Annotated in this window: 18 protein-coding genes and 1 tRNA gene; 5 read left to right on the forward strand and 14 right to left on the reverse strand. The window is 57.2% G+C overall.

Features of this window, described 5'->3' with window-relative positions:
• The first annotated feature begins 39 nt into the window (after positions 1–39).
• The gene (locus QP442_RS00195) at positions 40–669 is read left to right on the forward strand and encodes an O-methyltransferase (RefSeq protein ID WP_103632364.1); all 630 of its coding nucleotides are present in this window, start codon (positions 40–42) and stop codon (positions 667–669) included.
• Positions 670–734: 65 nt separating this feature from the next.
• Here the strand turns inward: QP442_RS00195 and QP442_RS00200 are convergent, their stop codons facing one another.
• From QP442_RS00200 to QP442_RS00215, 4 genes are all read right to left on the reverse strand, one after another.
• Positions 735–899, reverse strand: coding sequence for a DUF3117 domain-containing protein (locus QP442_RS00200; RefSeq protein WP_006680905.1), 165 nt, complete (start codon positions 897–899; stop codon positions 735–737).
• Positions 900–998: 99 nt separating this feature from the next.
• Positions 999–1727: a TIGR00730 family Rossman fold protein gene (locus QP442_RS00205; protein WP_103632363.1), complete on the reverse strand. Its 729-nt coding sequence runs from the start codon at positions 1725–1727 to the stop codon at positions 999–1001.
• A gap of 46 nt (positions 1728–1773) precedes the next feature.
• Positions 1774–2904: a succinyl-diaminopimelate desuccinylase gene (dapE, locus tag QP442_RS00210; RefSeq protein ID WP_103632362.1), complete on the reverse strand. Its 1131-nt coding sequence runs from the start codon at positions 2902–2904 to the stop codon at positions 1774–1776.
• A gap of 317 nt (positions 2905–3221) precedes the next feature.
• Positions 3222–3806 (reverse strand): hypothetical protein, encoded by a 585-nt coding sequence (locus QP442_RS00215; RefSeq protein ID WP_141089620.1) that lies wholly within the window; start codon positions 3804–3806, stop codon positions 3222–3224.
• 180 nt (positions 3807–3986) lie between these two features.
• Between QP442_RS00215 and QP442_RS00220 the strand changes: the two genes are divergently transcribed.
• Positions 3987–6089: an LPXTG cell wall anchor domain-containing protein gene (locus QP442_RS00220; protein ID WP_103632359.1), complete on the forward strand. Its 2103-nt coding sequence runs from the start codon at positions 3987–3989 to the stop codon at positions 6087–6089.
• Between the two features lie 450 nt (positions 6090–6539).
• On the opposite strand, the gene QP442_RS00225 is transcribed toward QP442_RS00220, so the two are convergent.
• The 4 genes from QP442_RS00225 to QP442_RS00240 all read right to left on the reverse strand — a co-directional run bounded on the left by QP442_RS00225 (position 6540) and on the right by QP442_RS00240 (position 9454).
• On the reverse strand, positions 6540–7130 hold the full coding sequence (locus QP442_RS00225; RefSeq protein WP_103632358.1) for a 50S ribosomal protein L25/general stress protein Ctc: 591 nt from the start codon (positions 7128–7130) through the stop codon (positions 6540–6542).
• A gap of 164 nt (positions 7131–7294) precedes the next feature.
• The gene (locus tag QP442_RS00230; protein ID WP_006680899.1) at positions 7295–8266 is read right to left on the reverse strand and encodes a ribose-phosphate diphosphokinase; all 972 of its coding nucleotides are present in this window, start codon (positions 8264–8266) and stop codon (positions 7295–7297) included.
• A gap of 37 nt (positions 8267–8303) precedes the next feature.
• Positions 8304–9344 (reverse strand): bifunctional UDP-N-acetylglucosamine diphosphorylase/glucosamine-1-phosphate N-acetyltransferase GlmU, encoded by a 1041-nt coding sequence (locus QP442_RS00235; RefSeq protein WP_103632357.1) that lies wholly within the window; start codon positions 9342–9344, stop codon positions 8304–8306.
• A gap of 39 nt (positions 9345–9383) precedes the next feature.
• A tRNA-Gln gene (locus tag QP442_RS00240) sits at positions 9384–9454 on the reverse strand.
• A 122-nt stretch (positions 9455–9576) separates the two neighbouring features.
• Here QP442_RS00240 and QP442_RS00245 point away from each other — a divergent pair.
• From QP442_RS00245 to QP442_RS00255, 3 genes are read left to right on the forward strand one after another with little or no spacing between them, the layout of a single operon-like run.
• The gene (locus QP442_RS00245; protein WP_285069496.1) at positions 9577–10224 is read left to right on the forward strand and encodes a TetR/AcrR family transcriptional regulator; all 648 of its coding nucleotides are present in this window, start codon (positions 9577–9579) and stop codon (positions 10222–10224) included.
• Positions 10211–10744 carry a MarR family winged helix-turn-helix transcriptional regulator gene (locus QP442_RS00250; RefSeq protein ID WP_006680896.1) on the forward strand — a complete coding sequence of 178 codons (534 nt, stop codon included), beginning with the start codon at positions 10211–10213 and terminating at the stop codon, positions 10742–10744. Before QP442_RS00245 ends, QP442_RS00250 begins: the two co-directional genes overlap by 14 nt.
• A complete protein-coding gene (locus QP442_RS00255) occupies positions 10741–11061 on the forward strand; it encodes a DUF4298 domain-containing protein (RefSeq protein WP_103632356.1) in 321 nt (106 codons plus the stop codon). Before QP442_RS00250 ends, QP442_RS00255 begins: the two co-directional genes overlap by 4 nt.
• On the opposite strand, the gene QP442_RS00260 is transcribed toward QP442_RS00255, so the two are convergent.
• The 6 genes from QP442_RS00260 to QP442_RS00285 form a co-directional block, all read right to left on the reverse strand.
• The gene (locus QP442_RS00260) at positions 11036–13078 is read right to left on the reverse strand and encodes an ABC-F family ATP-binding cassette domain-containing protein (protein WP_103632355.1); all 2043 of its coding nucleotides are present in this window, start codon (positions 13076–13078) and stop codon (positions 11036–11038) included. The two genes, QP442_RS00255 and QP442_RS00260, sit on opposite strands and share 26 nt — an antisense overlap.
• Positions 13079–14059, reverse strand: coding sequence for a 4-(cytidine 5'-diphospho)-2-C-methyl-D-erythritol kinase (locus tag QP442_RS00265; RefSeq protein ID WP_103632354.1), 981 nt, complete (start codon positions 14057–14059; stop codon positions 13079–13081).
• Positions 14052–15143: a 16S rRNA (adenine(1518)-N(6)/adenine(1519)-N(6))-dimethyltransferase RsmA gene (gene rsmA / locus QP442_RS00270; protein WP_103632353.1), complete on the reverse strand. Its 1092-nt coding sequence runs from the start codon at positions 15141–15143 to the stop codon at positions 14052–14054. Before rsmA ends, QP442_RS00265 begins: the two co-directional genes overlap by 8 nt.
• A gap of 105 nt (positions 15144–15248) precedes the next feature.
• Positions 15249–16664 (reverse strand): ubiquitin-like domain-containing protein, encoded by a 1416-nt coding sequence (locus QP442_RS00275; RefSeq protein ID WP_285069497.1) that lies wholly within the window; start codon positions 16662–16664, stop codon positions 15249–15251.
• 245 nt (positions 16665–16909) lie between these two features.
• A complete protein-coding gene (locus tag QP442_RS00280; protein WP_006680890.1) occupies positions 16910–18034 on the reverse strand; it encodes a resuscitation-promoting factor in 1125 nt (374 codons plus the stop codon).
• Between the two features lie 217 nt (positions 18035–18251).
• The gene (locus QP442_RS00285; protein ID WP_103632350.1) at positions 18252–19160 is read right to left on the reverse strand and encodes a TatD family hydrolase; all 909 of its coding nucleotides are present in this window, start codon (positions 19158–19160) and stop codon (positions 18252–18254) included.
• Position 19161: the final 1 nt, after the last annotated feature.

Raw genomic sequence — 19161 nt, forward strand, 5'->3', positions numbered from 1 at the left:
TCACTTTCAACTGATTCTTTTATATGGAAGGGCCCTTCGATGGCAGATAAGGCTCAATCCTGGGTGTACGCCGAGGATTACATCGCCGAAAACGAGATTCTTCTTGAAGCCCGCGACGCAGCAAACGAACTCGGCGCCAACCCCGTTTCGCCCGGCACCGGCGTGGCCCTGCGTATGCTCGCAGCCCTGACCGGCGCACGCGCGGTTCTTGAGGTCGGAACCGGCGCTGGCGTGTCCAGCCTGTGGCTCCTCGACGGGATGAGCCCCAACGGTGTCCTCACCACCATCGACTCCGAAGTCGAGTTCCACAAGCAGGCCCGAGCCATGTTCAACCGCACCGGAATCGGCTCCGAACGTATCCGCACCATTTCTGGTCGTGCGCTCGACGTTCTGCCCCGCATGACCGACGGAGGCTACGACCTGGTTGTTCTGGATGCGGATATCTCCCAAACCCCCGAATACTTGGATCACGCCGTGCGCATCCTGCGCCCCGGTGGCACCGTCGCGCTCGTGCACGCCATGTGGAACGACCAAGTGTGCGATCCGGCTCGTCGCGACGCTGAAACCGTCATGTGTCGCGAACTGATCCGCTTCCTGCGCGAATCCCCAGACTTCGTGCCCTGTCTGTTGCCCGTCGGCGATGGACTGGCGGTTGCGGTGAAGCGCTGAGCGACAAACAAAACGGGCGTGACTAGCATTTATGCTAGTCACGCCCGCGCTGTATAAGAATCTGCTCAAACCGCCTGAGCGAGCGCTTCCGCGAGAGCCGAAGCTTCGTCCGGGGTCAGTTCGATGACGAGACGGCCACCACCTTCGCTGGGGATTCGCATGATGATTCCGCGTCCCTCTTTGGTGGCTTCCAACGGTCCGTCGCCGGTCCTTGGCTTCATGGCTGCCATGTGCCGCTCCTTGCTCCTACTGTCCGCGAACGCGGTCGCGTTACGGTAACGTCCCTATTTTACCTGTAATCACCACAAGTTCGCGAGGAAAAAGACTCATCATCCTCCGCAGGCGATACGAACTGCTTCGGCAGGATCGTCAACAATCTTCACAAGATCAATATCTTCGGGGGAAATGGTTCCCTCTCCAATCATCTTTTCGCGGATCCAGGCGATCAGCCCTGACCAGTATTCGGTACCGACCAGGACAATCGGGAAGGAACCAACCTTGCGAGTTTGGACTAGGGTCATTGCTTCGAATAATTCGTCCATGGTGCCAAAACCGCCAGGCATGACGATGAAGCCCTGCGAATACTTCACAAACATCGTCTTACGTGCAAAGAAGTAGCGGAAGTTAATACCCACTGTGATCCACGGATTGAGCGCCTGCTCGTGTGGCAGTTCAATGCCAAGACCAATAGACGTTCCACCGGCATCCCACGCGCCTTTATTCGCTGCCTCCATCGCACCCGGACCCCCACCGGTGATGACACCTATTCCGCGCTCGGCAAGCATACGCCCGATTTCGTAGGCGGCCGTCCAGTGGGGGTCGTTCCCCGGAGTGCGAGCCGAACCGAAGACCGAGATAGCGGGCCCAACTTCAGAGAGGGCACCGAAGCCTTCAACGAACTCCGCTTGGATCCGCAATACCCTCCAGGGGTCTGCGTGAAGCCAATCCGAGGTCTCCTGCGCCTGCAAGAGCCTCGCGTCCGATGTTTCTTTCGGGATTGCTTTACCGCGCAGGACAACCGGGCCACGCTGGTATGAGTGACGTACAGCTTCGCTCATATTTTCTCCTTGAAATAGTGGCGGTAGGCGACCGCGTCCTTCGATTCTAGTTTCGTTCTTCGCTGATCAACGAGGCCGCCCCCACATAATCAATCAGTATCTTCGCGTAGTGGCGGAGCTGGGAGACCGGAACTGCTTCATCTTGAGTATGAGCTTGAAGCGGATCACCCGGACCGCAATTGATCGCAGGGATCCCAAGAGCAGAAAAGCGAGCAACATCGGTCCACCCGACCTTCGCGCTCACGCTGAGGTCTTTGCCTTCTTCTGCCATGACTCGACGTGCTGTTTCGATGAATTCCTGCACCAAAACAAAGTCCGCACCGGGGCGAGCACCTTCTGATTCGTCGTCAATTTCGAAGAGTGCATCGACCCCATCAAAGTAGGACTCGATGTGAGCGATCGCGTCCGCCGGCGACATCGATGGAGCAAAACGATAATTCACGGTCAAACGCACCGAATCGGGAATGACGTTGTTTGCGATACCACCGTCAATTCGGGTGATGGACAGGGATTCTCTAAAGTCCAACCCGTCAACGTTCACCACCGGATTGCCGAACATGGCGATCTTTTCGATGATTGGCGCTACCTTGTGGATGGCATTATCGCCTCGCCACGCCCTAGCCGAGTGCGCAGCAACACCCGGAACCGTCGCAATCACACGAACCGTCCCATTGCATCCACCCTCAATCTGAGTATTCGTGGGTTCGCCGAGGATCGCGAACTGACCATCAATCCAATCGGGATGATTGCGATAGACGCGCCCCAGCCCATTCAAGGGAGCCACAACTTCCTCATGATCGTAGAAAACCCACGTCACGTCATGTTTCGGTTCATTCAGCTTCAGCGCAGCATACAGGGCTCCGGCCACACCGCCGAGCATGTCAACAGAACCCCGGCCTCGAACCTTCTCGACCCCCTCTGTTTCTTCGCGAACGTGTGGCACGTTCCCGGAAATCGGCACCGTGTCGATGTGTCCGGCGATGATCACGCGCTGAGAACGCCCCCGGTTCGTCCGCGCCACAATCGCATCTCCATCACGCAGGACTTCCAGATGCGAGGCGCCACGTAGGGCCTCTTCAATCGCATCCGCGATCGTCTTTTCGTCGCCACTGACCGACGGAATATCGATGAGGTCGCAGGTCAGGTCCACCACGTCATCTGTTCGCAAATGCGTCACGATTGTCGCCTCTCAGTGCCCCACAACGTGTTCTTCACCACCGACATCGCACATTTCACAACGGCGAAGACGGCACCTGCTTTGAGGATACGTGTTTGTCCCCACTTCAGCCTCACGTACCCGCACATTCGTTGTTTTCTTAGAACGGCTAACGCCGGTCTTCCCCCTTCTTTCCCGACGCGAAGAAAACCCCTAGACGTTTCATTGTGTGGCGTCGACCAATTCTTCACAAAATACCCCTGTGACCTGCCCAGATATTAGCCTTAAACCCATAAGCGACATCGAGGTATTTGCACGTAGCGCTTGGGTCTTGCCACTTACTCAGTCGGCACAACCGCGCACAGTACGTTCTTCCAGTGTCCCATCGAGGCGCGGGCGCTTGGCGCTCCGGCGTAAAAATCATCCGCATTCACGCGGAACACCTTGCCACTTGAAGGCTCAAACACCGCGTATATTCTCGTATCCGTGCCATCCGCAAGCACAAGCACCACATGCCGTGGGATCCACGCCGACCCGGGCATATCCCAGCCCCCGGTGAAAACCAAGACATCCCGGCCTCGGCAAAGAGCGGAATCGACAGCCACACGAAAGCGCTTCCCGCGCATAACTATACGGTGGCGCTCCCCTGTCGCTTTCGAAGCCAACTTCGCCAGCGCCCACGGCGACGTACCCAGCGCCTGAGGCCACGGCACACCCACGCGCGACGCAACACGATGCAGATGAATTTGCGCGCGCTCACGCTTATCAGGCGGCAAAGACAAGTACACGGGATCCGCGTTCGCACGGGCAGCAAGCACAGCAAGCGTCGCAATCCCACACGTCGTTGGATCAGCCTGCTTGGGGTACGAGGCCGGGATCTTCACACCACCCACCAGCGGACATGGCCCGGATGTTTCACTCACTCGTGTTCTCGCTTCGACTCGCAGGATTTTGTTTCACGATTCTTTCGGGCATTAGCCCGGAAGTATCTGCAAGATATATCACTGGAAATCGGGAAATATTGACTGACACGGCGAGGTAAGTACAATTTTTGTAAGATATTTCCACCGCGATCTTCCCGCAAAGAAAGAGAGAACACCGCGTTGAATATTAAAACAACCAAATGCTTAGCTGCAGCACTATCACTGGGTATCGGTTTCACGGTTGCCGCTCCGAGTGCTTTCGGAGCCATTAAACCAGCACCGGACTCCACCCCAGTTTCTTCGACCGATACGAAGACTTCCTTAACCCGTGAGCAGCTACAAGTCGCTATTAAAGATGCTGCAAACGAAGCTGCTCAGGCTAAGAAAAATCTTGATGAAAAGACTGCCTTATTGAATGAGGCAAAGAAAACATATGACAAGGCCGTTTCGGAACTAGAAGCCAAAGACGCCGAAGTTAAAAATTTGCAAACGCAAACTGCAGCTTTATTGCAGAAAAAAGAAAAAGCTGAAAAAGCCGTTCAAGCCGCAGAAGATAAGTTGGACAAAGCTATCAAGGACTCTGGTGCTGCTGACGAGCTTAAGAAGCTAGAAGAGGCTCAAAAAGTAGCTGCAAAAGAGGCTGAGGAAGCGGCTGCAGCCGAGCGTTCGGCACAACAGAAGCTAGAAAAAGCTCAGCAAGAGAAGAAGCTAGCCGACGAAAAAGTTGCTGAGCTTGAAAAAGAAGTTGTCTCAGCTACCAAAAAAATTGATGACGCTAAAACCCGGTTGAGCCAGCTTGAACAGGAACAAAAAACGCTCAAGAAAACCATTGAGCAGTTACAGAAAAATCACCCGAATATTGATAGCGACTTGCAAAAAGCAAAAAGTCAACTAGACGAAGCTGAGAAAACCAAAAAAGAAAAGGAAGCATTCCTTACTGAAAAGACCAACGAGTATAACAAGCTCGTAGAAGAGGCAGTATCCGCTAGGTCCGCAGTCCAAACCCTGGAGAAGGAGTTGGAAGAAAAACGGGTTGCCCATGAGAAGCTTAAGGAAGAGAACAAACAGAGCCTTCAGGAAATTAACAGGCTTGAAAATACGAAAAATACATTCCAGGCTAATCTAAAGCAGAAACAACAAGAAGTTGCGTCTTTTGACGAGGATGTCAAGCGGGCACAATCAGAGTATGAAGAAGCGCTAGCCGAAGACAAGAAGCATTCTACCGCCGAGACACAGAATAAAATTAAGAATGCTGAAGAGAAAAAACAGCGAGCAGAAAAGCAGAAGGAGTCAGCCGAAAAGGAAGCTGATGCCCTAAAAGCTGAGGTTAATGCTTTGGAAGAAAGAATTCCTACCTTAAGGAATGAACTTCTGAAAAAGGAAGTTGAAAGAGGAACTCTAGAAGCTGACATCAAACAACTTGATCAAGACCTTCAGACGAAAACGCACACTGCCGAGAATCTCTTCCAAAAAGCAGACGAAGCCGAAAACGTCCAAAAAGAAGCTAAAAAGCAAGCTGATGTTGCCACAAAAGAGTACGAGAACAAAAAACGTACTGCAGATGAGCTAGAGGCAGTTGCAAACAAGCTAGAAAAAGCCAAGCAAGACGAAAAAGAAGCTACGCAGGAAAAGCAGAAATTCGAAGGGCTACTAGCTGAAGCCCAAAATAATCTGAATTTGGCGACGAGCAACAAGGAACAGGCCCAGAAAAACGCTGATTTGAAGGATAAGCAGCTTCAACAAGATCAGGAAGCTGAGGAAAAAGCCAGGGAGAAAAAGCGAGCTGCAACAGATAAGCTTTCCCAAGCGAATTCTGATTTGAAGAATGCCATGGACAAGGATGCGTCTGTTGCCTCCGCCAACGAAGCGCTTCAGGCAGCGAAGCTGAACTTGGCCGAAGCCCGGGAAACTTGGGAAGCTAAGAACGAGGCGTTAAAACAAGCGCAGCAGAACCTATCTGAGCTGAGAAAAGCTGAAGAAACTGCTAAAGCTACTCTTGAATCTGCCACATCAGAATTTAACAAAGCTAAACAATCTAGCGAAGACCTAGAGCGCAAGTTAGCTGAACTACGCGCTCAGCTGCAGGCTATGAAAATGCTTTCTGAGGCTACAGACCCGTCTGGTGCGCAGAAGAATAATTCGAATAACAAGCGCGATAGTCAACAGCCAAAGGCAAAACAGCTTGCGAATACCGGCGCAGACATCACCCTATTACCCGTGGGAGCAGGTATCGCTTTGCTAGGCATTGGCCTCGTTGGAGCTAGAAAACGCCGAGCTGAATAGGAAAGGGCAGGTTAAGTCAATCTGATCTGTGATGCATCAATCTGTATTGACCATCACTGATGGACAATAACCGCCAGATCCAATACAACTGTTAGGTCTGGCGATAGTACAGGGGCATACACAGAACGCAATCCGCAACGGATACATCCAAGAGAGGGCGGCTCGTACTACACAGTATGAGCCGCCCCCTCTTATTTATGGCAAGTCCGTATTATTCGGGCATTAGACCTTCGGATCCCTACACATCCGCAAAGGCTGGGCAGGACACTAAACCACTCCAACACGCCCGGAAAAAACACACAATTGGCATTAGCCCCAAAACTAGACACCCGCCACCTGGGGCCGCACCTTACCTCGGCAAAGATCCGCTCCACGCTCCCCTGGACACAGCAAGGCGGGCGAGCCGCACATACGACCCGCCCGCCTTGAAAGAAAACGCTACGCGCTAGTTCACTCAGCGTCGCCTTCGGCTTCTGCCGGAGCTTCTTCTTCTTCAGGTTCTGCAGCGAGCTCGGAGATAATGACGACATCCTGCTCAGCGTCGAGTTCACACTCAACGTTGGCCGGCAAAACCAGGTCGGAGACGCGGACAACGGTGCCAGCTTCGAGGCCGGTCACGTCAACCTCGATAGCCTCGGGGATGTCGGTTGCCGGGGCCTTGACGGCCACGGTGTGCTCTTCGACGTTGTGGGTGGTGCCGGGGGCTGCTTCGCCGACGACGACGATTGCAACCTCGACGTCAACCTTTTCGCCAGCCTTGACGGCTAGGAAGTCAACGTGGAGCAGGTTGCGCTTGACCGGGTGACGCTGAACGTCTTTGACAAGTGCGAGTTGCGACGTGCCGTCGATCTTGAGCTCAACAAGAGCGTTCTTGTTGCCACGAACGATCAGGAACAGGTCGTGTTCCGGAATGTCAAGGTGGGTGGTTTCGCCGTGGCCGTAAACAACGCCCGGAACCATCTGCGCACGGCGAGCGCGACGTGCGGCGCCCTTACCGAACTCGGTGCGAGTGGTGGCGACAAGGATCGGGTTATCGCTCATAAGAAATGTCCTCCTGAGTATGTAGGTTTCACGCTCAAGCGTCGAAGAACCCAGGCAGGACCGGCAAAGATCCGAAAGGCCCTGTCGATAACGGCGGAATATAGAAAACCGCCCTCGCCGGAGCAACTCAATCAGAGTACCCGACGAGGGCGGTGAAAAGCGAGTCAGTCGAACAGTGATGTGACCGATCCGTCGTCAAAGACCTCGCGGATGGCGCGTGCCAACAGCGGTGCGATCGACAGGATGGTCAGAGTTGGGAAGCGCTTCTCGGGCGGAATCGGCAGGGTGTCGGTGACGACGACCTCGGTTGCTCCACATTCGGAGAGGCGGCGCGTTGCCGGATCAGAGAGGATGCCGTGCGTTGCGGCGATGATGACCTTCTTGGCGCCGGCGTTGTTGAGGACCTTGACGGCCTCGGTGATCGTGCCAGCGGTGTCGATCATATCGTCAACCAAGACACATTCCTTGCCTGCAACTTCACCGACGACGCGGTTGGCGACAGCAACGTTCGGGCGGGTGGTATCGCGGGTCTTGTGGACGAATGCCAGCGGGCAACCGCCGAGCTTCGAAGACCACTTTTCGGCGACGCGAATACGGCCAGCGTCTGGGGACACCATGACGGTGTTGGAAAGGTCGAGGCGCGAACGGACGTAGTCAACCAGAACCGGCATTGCGAAGAGGTGGTCGACCGGGCCGTCGAAGAAGCCCTGTTCCTGCGAGGCGTGCAGGTCGACGCTCATGACGCGGTCAGCGCCGGCGGTCTTGTACAGATCAGAGACCAGGCGAGCCGAAATCGGTTCACGACCCTGGTGCTTCTTGTCCTGACGCGAGTAGGGGTAGAACGGCGAGACAGCGGTAATGCGTTTTGCTGAGGCACGCTTGGCAGCGTCAATCATGATGAGCTGTTCCATCAGCCACTTGTTGATGTCGCCCGTGTGTGACTGGAGGACAAAGACGTCTGCGCCACGAACGGATTCATTGAAGCGGACGTAGATTTCGCCACTCGCAAAATCGTAGGCGGTCACTTGCGAAAGCCCGCACCCGATTTCTTTGCCAACCTCTTCGGCAAGTTCCAAGTGCGCTCGACCCGAAACGAGGACGAGGCTCTTCTCTCCACTGGTGACCAATCCGCTCATGCGGCGTTCCTCCCCTTGCTTAAAGAACCCGGATCGGTCAGTCCCGACTGGACTGTCCGATGACGCTGAATGGTGTAACCATCGTATCGGGTGCAACCGATACGTTGGACACGCACGCGTTGTGGATAACCGCACGATTCCCGACAATCGCGGTATCAAGGGTCGCTGAGGGACCGATCTCACACTCGGATCCGATCACCGTCGCACCACGCAACACGGTTCCTGGCCAGATTATTGTGTCGTTTCCGATCTCAACATCAACGCCGATCCACGTGGAATCGGGGGCGATGATGGAAACGCCTTCGCGCATGTGCTTTTCGCAGATGCGTCGGTTGAACTCGGCGCCGAGTTCTGCAAGCTGCACGCGGTCATTGCACCCCTGTGCTTGCCATTCATCGAGAAGTTCCATAGCGCCCGCACGCTTTCCAGCGGGGGCGGCTGCCGCGAGGACGTCGGTCAGGTAGACCTCACCCTGATCGTTGTTGGTTCCCACGTTGACGAGGGATTCGCGCAGGTAATCGGCGTCGAATGCGTAGATACCGGCGTTGATTTCGTTGATGAGAGCCTGTTCTTCGGTGGCGTCACGCTGCTCGACGATGGCGGTCACACGACCGCCGGCATCGCGAATAATGCGACCGTAGCCCGTGGGATCATCGACGCGCGAGGTCAGGACGGTGACGACATTCGCCTGTTCGATATGGGCATCGACGAGGTCTTTCAGGGTCTCGGTGCTCAGCATGGGGACGTCGCCGTAGGTGACGACAACAATGCCGTGAATCTGGCCAACCTGGCGTTCCAGCTCTTCCAGGCCGCATTGAACGGCTCGTCCTGTGCCGGGGATTTCATCCTGATCGGCGACGATAGCGGTGGGGCTGACGCGCTTAATTTCAGCTTCGACAAGGTCACGCTGGTGGCGCACAACAGCAACCAGGTGCGTGGGGTTCAGGCCTTCGCCTGCTTTCAGGGCATGTCCAATCATGGACCGGCCGGCAACGGGGTGCACAACCTTGGGAAGAGAGGACTTCATACGAGTGCCTTGACCTGCGGCGAGGACAATGACAGCTGCAGGAACGGTCATGATTTACCTTCCAAAATCGTGGCGGTGACCCACTTGTAGCTCCGCCCCCAGGACTCGAACCCGGACCAAAGGCACCAAAAACCCATGTGCTGCCGTTACACCAGGGCGGAAAACGCCTTTTGATTCTGCCATATGTACCCCTTGCTGTGCCACGTCGGCCGGGCGCAAAAGGCTCGTTCGCGCCACACCTCACACCTACCGCGTGACCCGATTCAGATGACATACTGACCGTATGAGTGAAAAACGCACGCGAATGAGCGGGTTCGAACGGCGCGAACAGCTAGTTGAGATTGGACGCTCACTTTTCGCTCAAAAAGGCTTTGATGCGACGAGCGTTGAAGAGATCGCATCGAAGGCAAAAGTGTCGAAGCCGATCGTCTATGAGCACTTCGGCGGCAAGGAAGGCCTGTATGCGGTCATCGTGGACCGTGAAGTTCAGGCGCTTGTGACGAAGCTTCACACGTCGTTGGAGTCCAGCGCCAGGCCTCGTATCCTTCTAGAAAACGCGACACTTGCCCTTTTGGACTACATCGAATCGCACACGGACGGCTTCCGCGTACTGGTTCGCGACGCACCCACCGATCGCACGCAGGGCTCGTTCTCTTCCGTGCTCGGCGATGTCGCGTCGCGCGTCGAATACCTGTTGGCCGAACAGTTCTCGCACACGGACATCAACGCGAACCTCGCTCCCCTGTACGCGCAGATGCTGGTCGGACTCATTGCGCAGGTTGGACAGTGGTGGCTGGACGATCGGCGAATGAAGAAGGACGAGGTCGCCGCACACGTTGTAAACCTAGTCTGGAACGGCATTCGCAATATGCGTCCCAGCCCCTCGCTGGTCGTCCGATCGGAGGATTGTGTGCGCAATGACTTCAGCTGATCGCGCTTCCTGCCCGACGCACGAGGCGCACGATGAGGTCGCTCGCATTGTCGAAGCGTGGACGAACGAGCGCCCAGATCTGGATCCCACGCCGATGCTCGTTCTGTCGCGAGTGACTCGTCTGGCCAAGCACCTCGACCGCGCCCGCCGAGCCGCATTCGCCGACCACGGCTTGGAAACGTGGGAATTTGACGTTCTTTCGTCCCTGCGTCGCGCAGGGGAACCCTATGTGCTGAGTCCGGGTGATTTGATCGCCGAGCACTTGGTGACAAGTGGCACGATGACGAACCGTATTGACCGCCTGCAGGAGAAAGGCCTGGTCACGCGTTCTTCCGCGCGTGAAGATCGTCGCGTCGTTCAGGTGAAACTGACCGAGGAGGGCAAGACGAAGGTTGATACCGCGCTTGCGTCCCTACTCAATTCTGAACGTGGAATCCTGGCTCCTCTGTCATCTGGCGAACGCGAGAAACTCGCTGATCTTCTGACAGTTCTACTGGCCCCCTTTGAAACTAAAGAATGACTGTGACTCGCGAATCTGAAGCGTTGGAGCGCCTGCACCACATGGAAGAGCGCTACACCGAAGCGTGCGCGCTGATGGATCAGGCAGAAGGTGCGCTGGCCAGTATTGAGGCACTGGATCAGACAATGATTCCGCTGATGGGTCAGTATTCATCGTCGTGGATGAACGACCGTGAGGTCGCAATCGAAGCAGGTGAATGCCTTGAGGTGATCGGCGAAGACGAAGTGTGGAACCTCTATAGTCGCCAGTGCGCCCTCATGGCCAAACTTCTGGCGGATTCCAGCCGTTTCTTCACCGACGATCTGCTGGGCGACTGAGTTCTTCGTCCTCATCGGTGGCTGAGTCCTGACGGTGCCTGGGCTGAGTCCTGATGGTCGCTGAGTCCTGGCCGTCAGCTCCCAACTCATCCAACAGTTCCGCCGCTTCCAGCCACGCCATTTCAAGTTCATCGATCTCGTCGAGAATCTGGCGATGTTCGGCTGCCACCTGTGTCAGTTCATCGACCAACGAGGCATCCGTGGCAACGCGGGCACCCAAATCGGCGAGGCGATCAGACAGTTTTATTTCCGAGGCGCGCAGTTTTTCGAGTTTACGTTCGATACGATCGGCGTCTTTCTTCGCCGCCCGGCGAGCGGCGGCGTTAGAGATGGTCGGGGCGGCCTCGTTCCCCGCGGAATTCGAAGCAGAATTGCCCGCGGACTTACCTGTCGAATTCCCGGATACATTCGCCGACGTTGCCCCTGCATTACTGCCAGAAGTCGTAAGCCCCAGCCCCTCTTCGCGCATGGCGAGATACTGTTCGACACCACCGGGCAGGGCGCGCAACTTTCCATCGCCGAGCAGTGCGACCTGGTGGTCGGTGACGCGCTCCAGCAGGTAACGGTCGTGCGAAACGACGACGAGCGTGCCCGGGAAGGAATCCAGCAGGTCTTCCATCGACGCCAGAGTATCGGTATCAAGGTCGTTCGTCGGTTCGTCAAGCAGGAGCACGTTCGGTTCAGCCATCAGCAGGCGCATCAGCTGCAGGCGACGGCGTTCACCACCTGAAATCTCGCTAATTCGCGTGTAGGCGCGCTGACGGGTAAAGCCCATGCGTTCCGTCATCTGTGCGGCACTGACCTCGCGCCCGTCGACGATCGAGGTCTGCGCGACCTCGGCGACGGCTTCGACGACTCGCATATCCGCGAGCGCATCCAGTTCATGCGTATCCTGGGACAGCGTGGCCACTTCGACGGTTTTACCGCGCTTGACGCGACCGGAGTCAGGCTGGATGTCTCCGCGCAGCAGGTTCAGCAGAGTTGTCTTTCCTGCACCGTTGACACCGACGATGCCGACTCGTTCGCCAGGTGCGAGGCGCCAGGTGACACCGTCAAAGATGATGTTCGCCTCGCCGTTCGGGCGCGTGAATGCGATCGAAACATCCTCAAGGTCTAGGACGTCTTTGCCCAGGCGCGCGGTCGCCATTTTCACCAGTTCAACGGTGTCGCGCGGTGGTGGCACGTCGGCGATCAAGGCTTCTGCGGCAGCAATGTGAAACTTCGGCTTTGATGTGCGCGCGGGCGCGCCTCGACGCAACCACGCGAGCTCTTTGGTCAGCAGATTCGCGCGCTTTTGGGCAGCCACATCGGCTTGGCGGACACGTTCGGCGCGGGCCAGCGTATAGGCAGCGTACGAGCCGTCGTAGATTTCGACGTGGCCAGCGATCTGTGGGCGGTCGCCACCCGGGTCGACTCCGGCGACGACTTCCCAGATGTGCTCGCACACGGTGTCGAGAAACCATCGGTCGTGCGTGACAACCAGCAGAGCACCATTCGCGCCGGGCTTCGCGAAGCGCGCGTTCAGGTGACGGGCCAGCCACGCGACGCCTTCAACATCGAGGTGGTTCGTCGGCTCGTCCAAGCAGACGATGTCAGATTCGGTGGCGAGTACTCGGGCAAGTGCAACGCGACGCCTCTGCCCACCCGACAGGGTCCCAATCAGTGCGCGCGTGTCGATGTCGGACAGCAGACCCGCGTGGATGTCGCGGATCGTTGCGTTCGAGGCCCACTCGTATTCTTCAAGCCCGGGGTGGACAGCGTCGACAACACTCATCTGCGGGTCGAGCGAATCCACCTGATCCAACACAACGATGCGGACACCGTCGCGCTTGGTGATGAGGCCTAAGTCCGGTTCCTGAATCCCGGCCACCAGGCGTAGCAAGGTCGACTTTCCAGCGCCGTTCGGGCCAAGAATACCGACGCGCGACCCATCAAACAGGCTGACGGTGACATCATCGAGCAGTTTGCGTGATCCCGCCATTGTGGCCAGGGATTGCGTTCCTAGAAGGTGAGCCATTTATGCGTTGTCCTCGTGCTCAATCATTGCGCCACGCGCGGCACCCCACGTCGTCAACACTGCGGAGACGGCGGGGAGCTGAGCGAGTTCGTCGGCGATGCAGTGGGCGTCTTCCGCGCTGGTGGCAAGGGCGGCGATTGTCGGGCCGGATCCGGAAAGAATCACGGCCAGGGCGCCAGCATGACGCGCGCCAGCAATCGTCTTAGCCAGTTCGGGGCGCAATTCAAGTGCCGCTTCGGTCAGGTCATTGACGAGGCAGGGCGCGGCTTGCTCGGCAGAACCTGTCAGTAGAGCGCCCGCTTCATCACTGAGATCTTCAAGAAGCTCCCACGTGCCTCCAGGCCCGCCCATCTGGTCAAGCTGATGGAAAACAGCAGGTGTTGATAAACCCCCGTGCGCCAAGGCGATCGCCCAGTGGTGACGCGGTTCGTCTGAACCGTCGGCAAGCAGACTCATATGGTCGCCTCGACCTGTTCCCAGCGCGATGCCACCGGTCAGGCATGCGGGAACGTCAGCCCCCAGCGTTCGTCCCATCATTTCAAGCTGATCGCTGTTGAGGCCCAGCTCCCAGAGTGCATTGCAAGCGACAAGCGTCGCGGCAGCATCCGCGGAGCCACCGGCCATACCGCCAGCCATCGGCAGATGCTTTTCCACGTGGATCTCAATGCCGGCAGCCGTGTGTCCCCACGGCCCCATCGCAGCAAGTTTCTGCAGGCTACGTGCAGCTTTGACGCACAAGTGGTTTTCGGGATCCAACTCCGCCATTGCAGCAGTCGTCGCTTCATCAACCCGACCGTTAGACAGGTACGCCGTTGTTGTCACGTGAATACCAAGACGGCGCGACGTGCGAACAGTGACTGTCTCGCGCATATTGAGCGCTTCAAAGACCGTGACCAGCGGGTGATATCCGTCCTCGGTGGGGTGTCCCACGCGAAGAGTCAGATTCACTTTGCCCGGAGCACTCGCCCTCACTTCACGCATCAGCAGAATCCTGCTGTTGAGCGAGCGCCGACTCCGCCCCATTGTCAGCGCCAAGGGCTGCAGTGGAGGCGGCCTGATCTATTGGGGAAGACCCCACGGACTTGCCTGTACGAGGATCGACGCGAGCAGCCAGCACCCCACACGCACGCAGTTCGAGGACCGCGCGACCAAGGCGCACGAATTCTTCAATACCGAGTGCTTCACCGCGGGCGGTCGATTCCACTCCGGCAACGTCCAACAGCGCTTCGGCGGCAGCTGGCGAACCCGCCCACGTCTTCAACGCAGCGCGGAGAGTCTTACGGCGCTGACCGAACGCCACATCACAAACCTCGAAGGTTGCTTGACGCAGGTCTTCATCGCCACGAGGCTCGCCATCGCGGCGCAAACGAACCAACGCAGAGTCCACGTTCGGAACCGGCCAGAAAACACTGCGACCGATCGTGCCCGCACGCTCAGCCTGACCGTACCAGGCGACCTTCACCGACGGCACGCCATAGGTTCGCGACCCGGGGCCTGCAGCCAAGCGATCAGCGACCTCAGACTGGACCATGACAAGAACATCCGTCAGCGTCGGGAATCTCTCTAGCATCGCCAGAAGCACCGGAACAGCAACGTTATACGGCAGGTTCGCGACCAGCTTCGTCGGAGGTGGCCAATCCACACCAAAGTCAGCAACACCGTTGATCTTCGTCGCATCCGCGTTCACCACGTGGAAACGATCAGCGGCTTCAGGCATACGAGCAACAACAGTCTGCGGAAGAGCTCGAGCCAGTGGCGGATCAATCTCGACCGCCCGCACGCGCGCACCGGTCTCCAAAATCGCCAGCGTCAGCGAACCAAGGCCGGGGCCAACCTCAATGACCTCGTCCCCCGCTTCCACACCACCGGCGCGAACGATGCGACGAACCGTCCCAGCATCGTGTACAAAGTTCTGCCCCAAAACTTTCGTCGGGCGAATACCGAGCGCATCGGCAATCGCTTTCACTTCAAGCGGGCCAAGCAAGCCGGTTTCAGACGGCTGGACGCCCTCTGGAAGAGTCGGATCCAAGCGAGTATTCGGGGTGCGGGTACGAGATCGAGTCACCCTGTCATTCTACTGGTCAGGCAGGCTGGACCGCGGTGCGGAAAGTGTGCGCTAGGTTGCGCTCGCCATGCCAATGAACGGTGCCCGCACAATTCACGCGGAGGATTAGTACCAGCCGACAGACTCAGAATGAGCCCATGCACCACACGGGCTCTGGTAGCGACCCTTGATATACTTCAGACCCCACTTGATCTGGGTTTCTGGGTTGGTTCGCCAGTCGTCACCCTCGGACGCCATCTTCGAGCCGGGAAGCGACTGCGGGATACCGTAGGCGCCCGAGCTCACGTTCTCTGCTCTGGGGTTCCAATGAGATTCGCGAGTCCACAACTTGTCAAGGCACTGGAATTCACTGATGTCCCAGCCAAAACTGACCACCAGTTCCTGGGCAATGCCACGCGGATCGCCAGCAGCATAGGAAGCGACGCTGACACCGTACACGGACGCAGCGCGAGCCTTCGCACGATCCGTCGCGCTTTCAATCGATGCAATAACAGCGTTCACTTCGTCTTCGGTAGAGATCGTTCCAAGCTTTGCCGTGTATGCGGTGATCGAGTTGCCCGCACTGTCCACGGTTGTCTCCAACGTGGCCTTCGGGTCGATTCCGGCGATAGCAAGCGCCTGAGGAGTCGCTTCCTTTGTACCATTCGACCTGACCTGCGCGGTGGGAGCGGTTGTCACCAATTCACTGATCACGGCGAAAAAAACGGGCCTGCCGTTTACTCTTTCCTGCCATTGCTTCTGAGCAGCAACGCCTTGAACACCCGCTTGGGTAATCTTCGATTCACCCTTGAACAGGTCCGCAGACTCTTGGGTGGTTTCGCTGAATTCAACGGGGATATCCACATCAACGTATCCGCGAGTCACGCGGTCCACGTTAATTTTCATCGAGCGATCAGGCCGGACACTCACGTTCAGGCGGTCATTGGGAGTCAACTGGACTCCAGCCTGCGCGACGATGTCATCGGGACGCTGTTCAGGAGAGACCTGAACCGTAGTCTGCTGACCGTCAGCCTGAACCGTGATGTTCTGCGAACGCTCAACAATCTTCGTCACATCTTTCCTGACAGACCTACGATCCACCGCAACGGCAACATCGCTACCAAGGGATGATGAACTGACAAGAAGAGCCTGAGCGGAGGAAGCGGTCGACCAAATCGTCGTCGGCGTCCCATCAACGGTCAGCTTGTATTCCTTCGCGGTACGCACGATGATCGTTCCCCCATCGGGAGCAACCGTGTTCAACGACGGCTGGATCAGATCGTGTTCACCAACCGCGACACCCGCGCGCGCCAGAACCGACGAGACGCTTCCACCCCACGTCGTAATCGGCTGAGAAACCCCATCGACTTCGAGCGTCAGCTCGGCGCGAGACGACATCATTCCGCCTCCAGCAACAACCGCCATCGTCGCAGACGCCAACCATGCGGTGGCAACGACTGTTTTGCGCGTTGGGTTTAATCCGCCCAGGAAAGCACGGGTGGGGTGCAGGACGGTTTCAGAAAGCATCGAACGTGAAATCACGAGGTCGGTAGCTCCTTGAGTGGAATGTGAGTAGTTCACCAGTGTCCACGGTACGTGATTCCGGGGGCACTGCACAGGTGAACAGGTGCAAGGTGATCCTTTACACCCCACTTATTTTAAGAAAGTCAACGCTCACCCGCGGCGTGTTGAGAATCAACGTCACCCAGCAACGTGGATTCTGTTGTCACTCAGGCAGAATCTGTCAGTTCAGACCCAATGACCGGTTAGTACAGGCGCGTCACCTGTCAGTACAGGCCCATTGCTCGAGTGCACGACGGCCACTGACCCCAGCCTGCACGCGCCTGCAGCGCTTGAGCTCGGGCAGTTTGTTCTTCAGCGGACGCGTTGGACGGAAGCCCCGTACCACCAACTGACCGCCAGGTCGACAAGGTGAACTGGTAGAGACCGTAGTATCCGTTGCCCGTGTTCGTTGCCGGATTACCGCCCGACTCACACTGCGCAAGGGCTGCCCAAACACCAGAAGAATCAGCAGACAGTGAGTATGCGCTTCCAGCGCCGGCAGAAGCGGCAGCGGTTGAAGCGGTGCGCTCCTTGGTTCCCTTGGCAACGATCTCGCTGGTTGCCTTGGTCTTGGTTTCAGAGATCACACGGTTCACGGTGACCTGCCCGTCGACTGTTTCGCGGAACAGCTTGCGGGTGATAGAGCCGTTCACACCGGCCTGAACGACCGAGGTTTCGCCCTGGTAGAGGGTGTCGTCTTCACGCTCTTGGGTCGAGTAAGCAACCGCCTCGGTTTCGGTGACGGTTTCTCGGCTCACTCGGGTGACCTTCAACGTGGTCTTACCTTCGCTGAAGATGTAAGAGAAACGATCAAATTCGCCGAGCCTGACACCAGCATCTGCGAGAACCTTGTCAGCTCCCTTACCGGACGCGGTGATTTCGGTTTGTGTGCCATCAACGTCAAGGATGATCGGCGTACCGTCGGTAACAACGGGCATTTCAGAACGCAGTTTGGAACGATCCGCAGCCAACGTAATCGTGGACTCGCTGTTGATGGAGTCCAAGACGCCGTCGATGCTGTCGGCGGTCGACCATGCAGTCAGGTCTTCACCGTCAATGTTCACCGCGTATGCGGAGGCCATGCGGACTACGATCATGTCGCCGTCGTGGACGCGAGTTGAGGTCGCGGGAGCAACAAGGTCGTGCTCGCCAATATTCACACCTGCGGATTCAAGAACATCGTCAACAGTGGTGTAGAAACCTTCGACCGGCAGTGAGACACCGTCGAGTTCGAGGGTGACCTGATGATGAGCAGAGGCAACTCCGCCCGCGGCGATTCCCACCATTGCAAGGGCAAGCGCGGACGCGCCAGTGATGACGGTTCGTTTACTCGGGTGTGAAATGTTCACGCGGCTCCAGACTTTGAAGGTTCCGCTCGGGTGACTCGATGCGTGCATCGTGTGAGCCGATAACGGACTAACACACTTACCGTAACCGTTTTGTTATCTGCGTGCGTCAGTTCGTGTCTATCTTCACGAAACAAATTAACGAGGTTCATCACCGATCTTGATGCCTCATGGGACGAAGCTAGCGCGTTCTCAACCGCCAAAAAGGCGTACCCACCCCCTACTTTCCGTAGACTCTGAGCGAGTTTTCCATCAATCGACGGCAGGCCTCTTCTTCACTGGCTTCCCAAAGATCCGCGATAAATCGGACGGTGTGAGCCATCACGTACGAAGAGTTTGGCGAACCACGATGTGGGACGGGTGTCAGGTAGGGAGCGTCCGTTTCGACAAGAACAAGTTCGCGGGGCATCCGGAGAAGCCCCTGGCGAAGGTGATCATTGGCGGGATACGAAATGGGGCCCGCGAACGATGCATACCAGCCATTCTTTGCCAGGATGTCTGCCAGTTGCCCATCTCCGGAGAAGCAGTGAAAGACAATCAGCTGATCTGCGCGCGCCACGTCATCAAGGACGGAAACCGTGTCATCGTGAGCGTCACGATCGTGAATCTGCAGGGGCAGGCCGGCTCGCTCAGCCATCTGAATGTGGGCGGCAAACGATTCTTTTTGCGCTTGCTTACCTTCGTCTGCGGTACGGAAGTAGTCCAACCCGCTCTCTCCGACGGCGACGACCGTCGGATCACTTAAACGTCGTTCAACTTCTGACAGCGCTTCGTCAAGGGGAATGTGATGATCGCGTTGAGTCGGGATTAAGCCGTCGGGTGACGGGACCTGGACTCCAGCGTGAAGAGCGGCTTCGTTGGGGTGGATCGCCAGCGAAACCTGGACACCTTGGAAGGATCGAGCGATCTGAATCATCGGATCGAAGTCAGGGAGCTCGCAGGCAGAGGAGACCTGGCGGGTGATATTCACCGATCGAGCACGCTCAATCTGTTCTTCAAGGGACAGCTTCACACCGTCAGCTTTCGGAATTTCGCCCTCATGGACGGGAAGGTGCGTGTGATTATCCATGACCGGCTCTGCCAGCGGAGCCGGGACCTCTGGCCATGTGCGAGGACGTCGTTTACCCACG

This window comes from Pauljensenia sp. UMB1177 (assembly GCF_030217965.1).
Classification (GTDB): domain Bacteria; phylum Actinomycetota; class Actinomycetes; order Actinomycetales; family Actinomycetaceae; genus Pauljensenia; species Pauljensenia turicensis_A.

Bases quoted from the DNA above. Each gene is read 5' to 3' on its own strand.
- QP442_RS00225 (WP_103632358.1), bottom strand. From the start codon at position 7,130: ATGAGCGATAACCCGATCCTTGTCGCCACCACTCGCACCGAGTTCGGT.
- QP442_RS00205 (WP_103632363.1), bottom strand. From the start codon at position 1,727: ATGAGCGAAGCTGTACGTCACTCATACCAGCGTGGCCCGGTTGTCCTG.
- QP442_RS00195 (WP_103632364.1), top strand. From the start codon at position 40: ATGGCAGATAAGGCTCAATCCTGGGTGTACGCCGAGGATTACATCGCC.
- QP442_RS00265 (WP_103632354.1), bottom strand. From the start codon at position 14,059: ATGCGTGAAGTGAGGGCGAGTGCTCCGGGCAAAGTGAATCTGACTCTT.
- QP442_RS00230 (WP_006680899.1), bottom strand. From the start codon at position 8,266: ATGAGCGGATTGGTCACCAGTGGAGAGAAGAGCCTCGTCCTCGTTTCG.
- QP442_RS00260 (WP_103632355.1), bottom strand. From the start codon at position 13,078: ATGGCTCACCTTCTAGGAACGCAATCCCTGGCCACAATGGCGGGATCA.
- QP442_RS00255 (WP_103632356.1), top strand. From the start codon at position 10,741: ATGACTGTGACTCGCGAATCTGAAGCGTTGGAGCGCCTGCACCACATG.
- QP442_RS00200 (WP_006680905.1), bottom strand. From the start codon at position 899: ATGGCAGCCATGAAGCCAAGGACCGGCGACGGACCGTTGGAAGCCACC.
- QP442_RS00250 (WP_006680896.1), top strand. From the start codon at position 10,211: ATGACTTCAGCTGATCGCGCTTCCTGCCCGACGCACGAGGCGCACGAT.
- QP442_RS00235 (WP_103632357.1), bottom strand. From the start codon at position 9,344: ATGACCGTTCCTGCAGCTGTCATTGTCCTCGCCGCAGGTCAAGGCACT.
- QP442_RS00245 (WP_285069496.1), top strand. From the start codon at position 9,577: ATGAGTGAAAAACGCACGCGAATGAGCGGGTTCGAACGGCGCGAACAG.